The 9,263-nt window shown below is 43.9% G+C and carries 6 protein-coding genes; 2 read left to right on the forward strand and 4 right to left on the reverse strand.

Annotated features, from left to right (window positions below):
• Positions 1 to 52: 52 nt before the first annotated feature.
• The gene (locus QT979_RS20820) at positions 53 to 4,024 is read right to left on the reverse strand and encodes a VWA domain-containing protein (protein WP_333311559.1); all 3,972 of its coding nucleotides are present in this window, start codon (positions 4,022 to 4,024) and stop codon (positions 53 to 55) included.
• Positions 4,025 to 4,426: 402 nt separating this feature from the next.
• Here QT979_RS20820 and QT979_RS20825 point away from each other — a divergent pair, with 402 nt between their 5' ends.
• Complete coding sequence (locus tag QT979_RS20825; RefSeq protein WP_333311560.1) at positions 4,427 to 6,073, forward strand: ATP-binding protein; 1,647 nt, start codon at positions 4,427 to 4,429, stop codon at positions 6,071 to 6,073.
• A gap of 84 nt (positions 6,074 to 6,157) precedes the next feature.
• Here QT979_RS20825 and QT979_RS20830 read toward each other — a convergent pair whose 3' ends face one another.
• Positions 6,158 to 7,138, reverse strand: coding sequence for an ABC transporter ATP-binding protein (locus QT979_RS20830; RefSeq protein WP_333311561.1), 981 nt, complete (start codon positions 7,136 to 7,138; stop codon positions 6,158 to 6,160).
• 112 nt (positions 7,139 to 7,250) lie between these two features.
• Here QT979_RS20830 and QT979_RS20835 point away from each other — a divergent pair, with 112 nt between their 5' ends.
• Positions 7,251 to 7,439, forward strand: a complete 189-nt coding sequence (locus QT979_RS20835) for a hypothetical protein (protein ID WP_333214433.1) — start codon at positions 7,251 to 7,253, stop codon at positions 7,437 to 7,439.
• 89 nt (positions 7,440 to 7,528) lie between these two features.
• Here the strand turns inward: QT979_RS20835 and QT979_RS20840 are convergent, their stop codons facing one another.
• Complete coding sequence (locus QT979_RS20840) at positions 7,529 to 8,458, reverse strand: phosphoribulokinase (protein WP_333227394.1); 930 nt, start codon at positions 8,456 to 8,458, stop codon at positions 7,529 to 7,531.
• 253 nt (positions 8,459 to 8,711) lie between these two features.
• Positions 8,712 to 9,035, reverse strand: coding sequence for a hypothetical protein (locus QT979_RS20845; protein WP_333311562.1), 324 nt, complete (start codon positions 9,033 to 9,035; stop codon positions 8,712 to 8,714).
• Between the last annotated feature and the right edge of the window lie 228 nt (positions 9,036 to 9,263).

Below are 9,263 nucleotides of genomic sequence, written 5' to 3' on the forward strand. Positions count from 1 at the left end.
AATTGTATTTTTAGCACTCAGATGAGATACAATTAAAGAGAGCTCCTAATGTTCAAGTTGGTATTTCAGTCAATCTCAAATCACCCTGCGTGAACCACTCACCCTTGAGCACAGCCAAATACTGACCATTAGCAATAATGGCTGTCTTTCGGTTAAAGAAATCACCCAATTTTTCCACTTCAATTTGATCTCGATTTAAACCGTTGAGTAAGCCAATTCCGCTGATACCACGAAGATCGCCGCCTATGCCGTCCGGCAAGAAACCTGCACGAAAATCCTCTATTATGTCAACTTTGTCTAGATTAGCGGTATCTGTAATAGGTAAACCTGTATCAGTAGCCAACAGAAACAAATTATTACCTAAACCGCCGATTAGGATGTCTTGCTCTTTGTCCAATCCACCAAAAAGAACATCATCATCGTTCCCACCATCTAATCTATCTGAACCGGTTCCACCAGTGAGGATATCTTTGTCACCACCGCCTGTTATTACATCATTACCCTCACCGCCTTCAAGTACATCTTTTCCAGAATCAAATAACCCATTGCCGCCTATGAGCGTATCGTTACCTGCCCCACCTTCGAGGGTGTCATCACCGCTGTCACCATTAATTTCATCATTACCAGCATCGCCGAAGATTTTGTCATTTCCTGAGCCTGTAAAGATAGAGTTACCAGTCACCCCTAAAAGACCATCGAAATTACTTCCGTCTAGCTTGAGATCGCCTATATTGTTATCAATGCTACCGTAGACTATATCATCATTTGCTGAGTTGGTATCCTTAACAGCAAGAAAGATTGGTCTATCTGGTGCTTGAACTGACAAAATTCCTTCATGAACAAAAAGCTTTTCAGATAGACGATCGATAGGATTTGTAAGGTAAAAGTAAGCATTTTGTTTTGTATTGAAGCGCCCTCGATCAGTAGTGAGGATGCGATCTTTGATAATTTCTTGCTGGAGTAATCCTAACGGCTGATCCTTTTTTATCTGATTCAGCAAGTTTGTGAAAGTCTGAACAACTTGACCGTGTTCATCTACTGGCACGCTCAAACCACCAAAATCCATCTGAAATGACTCATCAGCAGTGGCAGCAAGTTGCTGATTTCCGGCAAGGCTTCGTGCTCCTACAAGTGCTAGAGAGTAATTAGAAACTTCACTAAAGTTATTGGGCGAATCTGCTTGAGTATTTCGACCATCTAAATCATAGTCAACACCTCCAAGAGTTAAGAGATCGATGCTGCTTTCCGATGGCGGATCTAAAGCAGTAATAGTGTTAACACCTACTCCATTGGGTTTTATTTCATTGCCTTTGTCATCTTTGAAGCCTTCTTTGTAGAGGCGACCAATTTCACCACTAACTAATGAACCTAGACTATGACCTATTAAGTTTAGATTTTCGCTAGCTGTCACAGAATCTATTTTTAGCTTGTCTAGTAGTTCCGTGACCACAAATTCTGCAACAGGTCGAATCCACTTCGCAGCAAAATAGTTACCTACTCTTAGAGATGACTCTAAATCGTTTGTATCATCATTACTTATGCGACCATTAACAGAAGCTTGCTCCCAGTTTAAGAAATAAACTCGATCGTTAGGTCGGACATTTGCTAAAGCTGTTGCTAGTTTAGGTAAATTGCTCGGCTGCCCATCATTTGTCTTCTCCCCATCATTCCACCCGTGAATAACAACCCAGGTTTTTCCTGTTTCAGTTTCTGATTCAAAAGGAGAGGGCTGCTTATCTGTAGGGCTAAACAGTTTTAGCTCAATTTGGCGCTCTGAAGTTGTCGAATCACCACGTTTCGGTGGTGGTGGAGAAGAAGGATCTCGAATATCTCGTCGATCATCAACTAGATCAACCATTTTTAGTTGAGAAGGATTGTCGGGATCTGTGATTTCAAACTTTGTACGACCCAAGACTCCATAAGGAAAAGATCCGGCACCTTCACCAAGTTTTGGAACAGCATAAGCGGCTCCTACTGCTGTAGCAAGTCCAGCTAATGGGTTAACAAAGGTTACTCCTATTGCACCACCAAGAAGACCCCCAGCCGTTGCTACCAAAGTCTGTTGCAATAAAAAATCATCAGGCGATAATTTGAAGTCACCAGTTACAGAACCTTGTATGACTGCGGGAGGGCTGTTGACTGACGTGGGAACTCGATCTGTTCGCACATTAATCTTCGTATCACCCAGATTACCAAATCCAGGTATTTGCAGTTTCAGATTATCGTCACCACCTGCACTATCCGATTTTAATGTGACTTTAAAATTTAGCTGATCACCCGGCTTGACATTTTCAAATTTCTTGGGTGAAATATCTTTCACATAGTTGAAATCATCATCAGCAGGTACGAGAGTAATTTCCTGACTGACTCGATCTAAGCCCTCTGTAATTGCACTCACCAAATTAGCACTATCTGAGTCTAATCTGACAACTTTACCGAAACCTAATTTATTAACTAGGTCGTTATACACTGAAATATTGTTTACATTATCTATTTCGGATATAGATGTAACAGCAAAAATAGGCACTATACCTGCATCAATCAACGCCTCGCGAACTTGCTGAATACTCGGATAATCTTCTCCGGTTCCCGGCGGATTGCCATCAAGGACAGCATCGCCATTGTTTGGTCTGGTAATTCCCGCCTGAATCCCACCATCACCCGCTTGGTAAAACGGTGCATCTGTAGCTACAACAACAACACGTCGCGCACTATCTCGGAAACCAATTTCAGAAGTGCCAGCACGACGTGCCGTTTGTAACAGGGCTTCCAGTGATGCTTCCGGTTCTTGAGCATTACCAGGGAGAATAGTTAGATTATTCACTGCCGATTGCAGTTCATTTTCATTTTTGGTTAATGGCAGATTAGTTCGATAAACATAATGACCTGCATCAATACTTCCGATCCCTTCTATTGGCTTGTCAACGAAACTGCCAAGACCAAATTGAGTATTTGGCTGCTGATTTAACAGAGTATCAACTAAATTTGGTACTAGACGCTGGAAAGTAGACACATCATCTCTGAACGAGTTAGAAGCGTCTTGCAGTAAAAAAACATCAAGCGGAAGCTGGTCATTCGTTGCACTTGCACTAACCGCTGAAGAACTTGGCATCTGAGCAGCCACAGTATCCACACTTTCAACACTTAATGCGCTGCGAGTGGTTGAACTAGAAGCATCCCCAGGCACTGTCACTGTAATATCTAAAGTAATTTCGCCACCGGATGGCAAAAACACATCGATCGTATCCGCTGACAGAATTGTTCCCGGAGTGCTCGACAGTATCTCTCCTTTCTTAATTTGAATACCAGATGCTCCCCCAATTCGATCGCTAATACCCTTGACAAGGGTATCAAAAACCCCCGCTCCCGTTCCAGGATCGATCGCAATTCGCTTCCCATCTCCTGTGAAACCGAAAAGTTTTCCGCCCTCAAACAACAATGCCCAAACATTATTGATACCAATGTCACCAATTTTCGTTGCTTGACCTGTGAGAGATACCGCAAACAAACTATCGCTTGTATCTCCTCTCGATGTGGCTAAAAATCGATTGTTCGCAGCGTCAAATACTAAATCCCCACTGCTGGTAAACCCAGGGCCTAAGTTAGCTGCGAAAGATGCTGCCCCGTTACTGGTATTAATTGTATATAAGTTGGAATTGCCAGCCGCATAGAGGACATCATTGGCAAATTCTAGAGCATTAATGTTGACAACACCTGCACCCAGATCGCCAACATATGAAGTTAAACTCGATACTGGATCGATTTTGAATAACTGAGTGGGCGTAATTCCGAAAATCGTCCCGTCTTTAGAAACAGCGATGTCGGAGAAACTGAAGGTACTAGCAATTTGGGTAAATTTGGCTGACGGATCGATCGTTCCAACTTGTCCCCTTAGTCCGTCGAAGGTCGAAATGAAAGACGAACTGGCCCCTAACTGGCTAGCACTGCGGGTATCCAAACCATAGGACAAGATTCGATCGCCCTTGATCTCTTCCTCCAGAGGGGCGATCGCACTTGCATCCACTGCACTACCCAACAACACATCATCTGTCAGTAATTGCATAATCCCATCTCCTCACAAATATAGTTGCGTCAAAACCAGCAAAGCCCGCCTTGCAAGCCTTCCTAGATATCTATCAGGGCGTTTCTCTGCTTTTTATGCAGTTCGCCCAGTTTTTGTAATAAAACTTTACATTGCTCCAGCAGTAGATAAGCTGTATCCCCGATCGCCCGCCAGATGCACCGTCAAACGTAGCTGACAGCCAAACACATCATTTCACAATACTCCACAATCCTGAATCTGTATAGGCTTAACGGCTCACCATTTGGCTCAACATCAAAGGCTCACTTGGCTCATTTGGCTCATTTGGCTCACAAAATCATGTAATATTCTTTACTAAGGCATAATTTCCGTAGAGGAGTCGCAATGGCAGGTTTGCTCAGAGCATCCGAAGAAGGGCTAAAAATCATTGACATGGTAAGACGCAATCTCGGATGGAATAAAACTGAGGATGCCTGGTGTGTTGCCGCTTTAGTTTCAACAGCTACCTTAAAGCGGTTTTGGGCGAAAATAGAAATTAGACGAGAGAACTTTATCAATATTTGCAAAGCAGTAGAAATAGAAAACTGGGAATACATTGCTGAAGGCTACAAAATCAAGAAAACAGAGCCACTTTTAGCCGCCGCGATCGCAGATATCCCTCTCGACTCCCAAACAGATCGCACTTTCCCCCTCCCAGAAAACTTACCCCCCATCAGAAATTGGGTACAGCGCACAAAAGAAATCGATATCTTAAAAACTACGATCGTTAACTCAGATATCACCGCCATCTCAATTGTCGGATTACCAGGCATCGGAAAAACCAGCCTCGTCAGCCAACTAATTCGCCAACTCCACACAGAAAATACCCCCTTCACCTGCGCCGCTTGGCAATCCTTGCAATCTGCAACAGGCAAAGCACCCCCGTTCGATCGCACAATTGACTCGCTGCTATTCACCCTCTCCAACGGCGACATTACCGCAGCCGTCAATGCTCAAAATGACTACTTCAAAAAAACCGAAAATCTGCTCAAAATCCTCAGAGAAAAACCTTGCTTGCTCGTTTTCGATCGCGCCGACACACTTTTGAAAGCTGGAGAGGCAAAAGCGGCGGGTTATTTCGCCGACGATTGTGCAGAATATGCTTGGTTATTCAAAGAACTATTAGAAACAGAACATCAAAGCAAAATCCTCTTCACCAGTCGCGAAAGCTTAGCCGAATTGCCGTCAACTGTCACCCGCGAAATCCAGCTAAACGGATTGGATCGAGATGCCGCAGTTGCCCTATTGCAATCTTTTAATCTGACTGCAAATCCAGAAGAATTAGCCGAAATGTGCGATCGCTATTGTGGACATCCCAAAGCCTTACAACTCGTCGCAGCCTTGATTCGAGATGATACCGAGTTTCAGGGAAATGTCGGGATTTTTCTGCACCAGAGAGACTGGTTGCTGATTCGAGATATTGAAAGAGCTATCGATGAAATCATAGCGCGTCTTAGCGACGGCGAGCAAACTTGTCTCAGCCGAATTTCTGTCTACCAAACCTCAGAATATCCGCTATCTTTTGCCGGAATTAGCGCTCAAATGCCAGAAGTTAGCAAGTATGAACTCAAAGAAAGTATTATTCAGGCACTCAAGCGCCGACAATTGCTATATTACGATCGCCACCTCAAATCCTATCAGTTGCATCCGCTAGTCCGAGAAAAGGGCGAGTACCTGCTAAGTCAACACCCTGAAAATCTCCGTACCGCCCACAGCCAAGCCTATAGTTATTATATCAGCATTCCGCTCAAACCTAAATCGGAATGGCAAGATATCGAGGATATTAAGCCGTTAATCAGAGCGCACTATCATGCTTCTCAAGCAGGAGATTTAGATGCAGCAAATGCGATTATTTCTGAAGTTTGTGAGTATCTGCGGCAGTGGAATTGTGCAGAGTTAGTATGTGCAAATCTACAGTTGCCATTGTTAACGGAAGTAAAAAACATTAGCTTTTCAGAGGCGGGCAAGATGCCCACCCCACAAGAAACTTGATGTGCTGTGGAACGGGCATCTTGCCCGTTTCTATAGTCAGGGCGGGAAAAATGCCCACCTCACAATCAACTTGATGTATAAAGTTCAACTACTAGAATAAATTCCTCTTTCTTGCAGTTGCTGCATAAAAAACTCTTCCAAACTAGGCTTAGCCAAATTCATCCCAATTAGCTGCCCTCCCGTACCGCTCAGACTAGAAAGAAACTCCTTCGGATCGCCCTGCAAATGACCGTACCACAAATCATTATCAACTTCCATATCCGGTATCCATTTTTTCAGGATATTCAAGTGACCGCCCCTACCTTCAACCCGGTAAGTTTCAGTAGTGCCGAGGAGTTCGTCGATCGCACCAATGCAGATTAACTCACCCTTCGCCAAAATTGCCACTCGATCGCAAATCTTCTCCACATCCGACAATATATGCGAATTAAAAAAAATCGTTTTTCCTTGATTTTTCAGCGATAAAATTATCTCCCGCATCTGATAGCGTCCCATCGGATCTAAACCAGACATCGGCTCATCTAAAAATACCACATCGGGATTGTTAATCAAAGCTTGAGCCATGCCGATCCGTTGCAGCATTCCCTTAGAATACTGGCGCAACTGTTTTTTAATTGCCGCCGATTGAGATAGTCCAACTAAGTCTAGCAAATTCGGAATTCGCTGTCGCTGAATCGAGGGGGGAATTTGAAATAACCCCGCCGCAAATTGCAAGAATTCCCAGCCCGTGAGATAATCGTAAAAATAGGGATTTTCTGGCAAATAGCCGACTCGCTGCTTCACAGTGCGATCGCCCAAAGGCCTCCCCAACAGCAGCGCCCGCCCAGAAGTGGGGCGCACTATACCCAGCAAAGTTTTCAGCAGCGTAGTTTTCCCCGCTCCATTTTGCCCTAACAACCCAAAAGTTTCCCCCTCAGAGACAGTCAGAGTGCAATTTTTGAGCGATTCAATTTTTTCATTCATCCAAAAGCCGGTACGGTAGAACTTCCCCAGATTAAATGTTTCCACAACTGGGGTAGCTCTGGGTATCTCGGTGGGATTTGGCGCATCTACAAGAGGTTCCATTTTTGTCAGAGAAATAACTAGCACCTGATTATATTCTATTGCATAAGTTAAGTAATAATGTTGATATTTTTAATGTTAAACTAATATTAGCTGTAGTTAAAATTTGCTGAATATGGATCGTTCAAAACTTGTTGCTATTATCACTGGAGTGATTTCTATAATTTTAGCAGTTGCCTATCTGCTGCTTGTCACCATCCTCGACTTCCGAGGCGAAATGCTGCCTGCACCTCAAAGTCAGTTGCCAGTCTCCATGCCACTTCAGCAATTAGGCACTGCTAACCCGACTTTGCGAGTACATTAGTTATTGGTTATTGGTTATTGGTTATTAATCCTTGCAATAACAACCAACAACTAACAACCAACAACTGCCAATTGCCAACTGCCAACTAACTAATAGACATGAATTGCTTTCATCATGTGATATGCAACTAGCAACTGCGTCAAAGCTAGCGGATAACTTTGCAAAACTTCGCCAGTTGTGCCGATCAGTTTGCCAATTTCCGGGTTGCCTTGGGCGGAGCAAAATCCCCGCAGGTGTGGCAACTCGCTACACAACATCATTTCCAGTTCGTTTACTTGCTCGCTGGTAGCGTGGGAGTCTACTTCCAAAACGTCAACTGGTTTGCCCATATCCCGATCAAGTCCCAAGCGAATTGCAGGTTTAAAACTCTCGCTGCCTCGACCTAAAATTTCAGTAAAATCAGGGTGAGGAATTGTCGGTCTGAGCACTAGACGGACGCTCAAATTCGATTCATTTTCCGCTTCGGGCGGGTAAAAACTAACTACAACGTCGGCCGATTTGCGCTGAGGACGAATGAAGTCTTCAGAGTCTGGTTCCCGTTTTTTTATTTCTGCAAGCACCTGTTCTTCAGTATAACCGCGCTTCATAATATCGCGCTTAACTTTCCACTGAGTTCGCAACTCTTCGGGAGGAGCAAGATACACTTTTACGTCGTAAGAATCGCGGATGGTTCGGGTTGCGTAACCCAGCAAACCTTCAACTATTACAAATTTGCTGGGCTTGATGTATTCCGGTGGGTCGAATGTACCTGTGGTGTGGTTGTAGATGGGTTTGAGAATTGCTTGTCCGGTACGCAGCAGGCTGAGGTGCTGCTGCATGATATCGAGATAATTGCAGTCGGGATGCAATGCTGTGATTCCGATTTCTGCCCGCTGCTTTCTGTCGTAGCGATGATAGTCGTCAGTGCAAATCACAGTGACATTTTCTGGTCCCAATACTTGGGCAATTCCCCGCGTCAGGGTGGTTTTGCCCGCTGCGCTGTCTCCGACAATACCGAGAATAATTGGTCGATCGCTCATTGTTTTTACCCGGACGCACAATAGCAAATTTTGTTGTCAATCTTAAATCTTATCAAAGTTGTGTTCGATCCGATCGCTCGGATGGTTTGACTTGATCCCGCCCCCGGATTCTCCCCCATGTGTAAAATTATTGTTATATTTCTTAATATAATGCGACACCGCAGACTCAGGGAGCATCAGATAAAAAGATCACGCCCATTTCTTACCGCCCACGATGTCGATCGTACTTTTGAATCCAGCTCCGCGTCAGAATTTAGGGAAAATTACCCCTGCAAAGTGTCCGGGTAGTCTCCTTGGTCTTTTGTAGTGCAAATTGCAGCGGTGGGGCTTGTGAGATATTTTTGGTTTCCAAACCCGCAGCAAGCAGTAAATCAATTCGCCAGTCAATCAATCGACGCCCAGGTCGATCGAATTTATCCGAAATATGAAATTTTAGCCCCAGCTTTCGCTGTTTTGACAAATTAGTATAATAAATTTGACTTGAGGAGGCAATCATGCCCTCACAAACCTGTTTTTTTTCCTCTTGCTTGCCTTCGGCCATGCGTCTTTCCGTGAAAAAAAATAGGTTTGGACGCACCTGTGCGTAATTTATAAATTTAAACAAATTTTAAGTTTAACTAAGCCCGTAGCAAGCCGATGAATCAATTATCTTCAGAAAAATTAAGGGGCAGTATTTTAATTGTGGACGACAGTCTTAACAATTTATTGTTAATGGAGCTGATATTATCGGCTCTCCTGAACTTATGGTTATAAGTTTCTCTAATCAGAAAAGCAAGCTAATACGCGATTCCTAAAATTATTAAAA

Origin of the sequence: Microcoleus sp. w2-18bC1 (genome assembly GCF_036700365.1) — a bacterium.
Lineage (GTDB): Bacteria > Cyanobacteriota > Cyanobacteriia > Cyanobacteriales > Microcoleaceae > Microcoleus.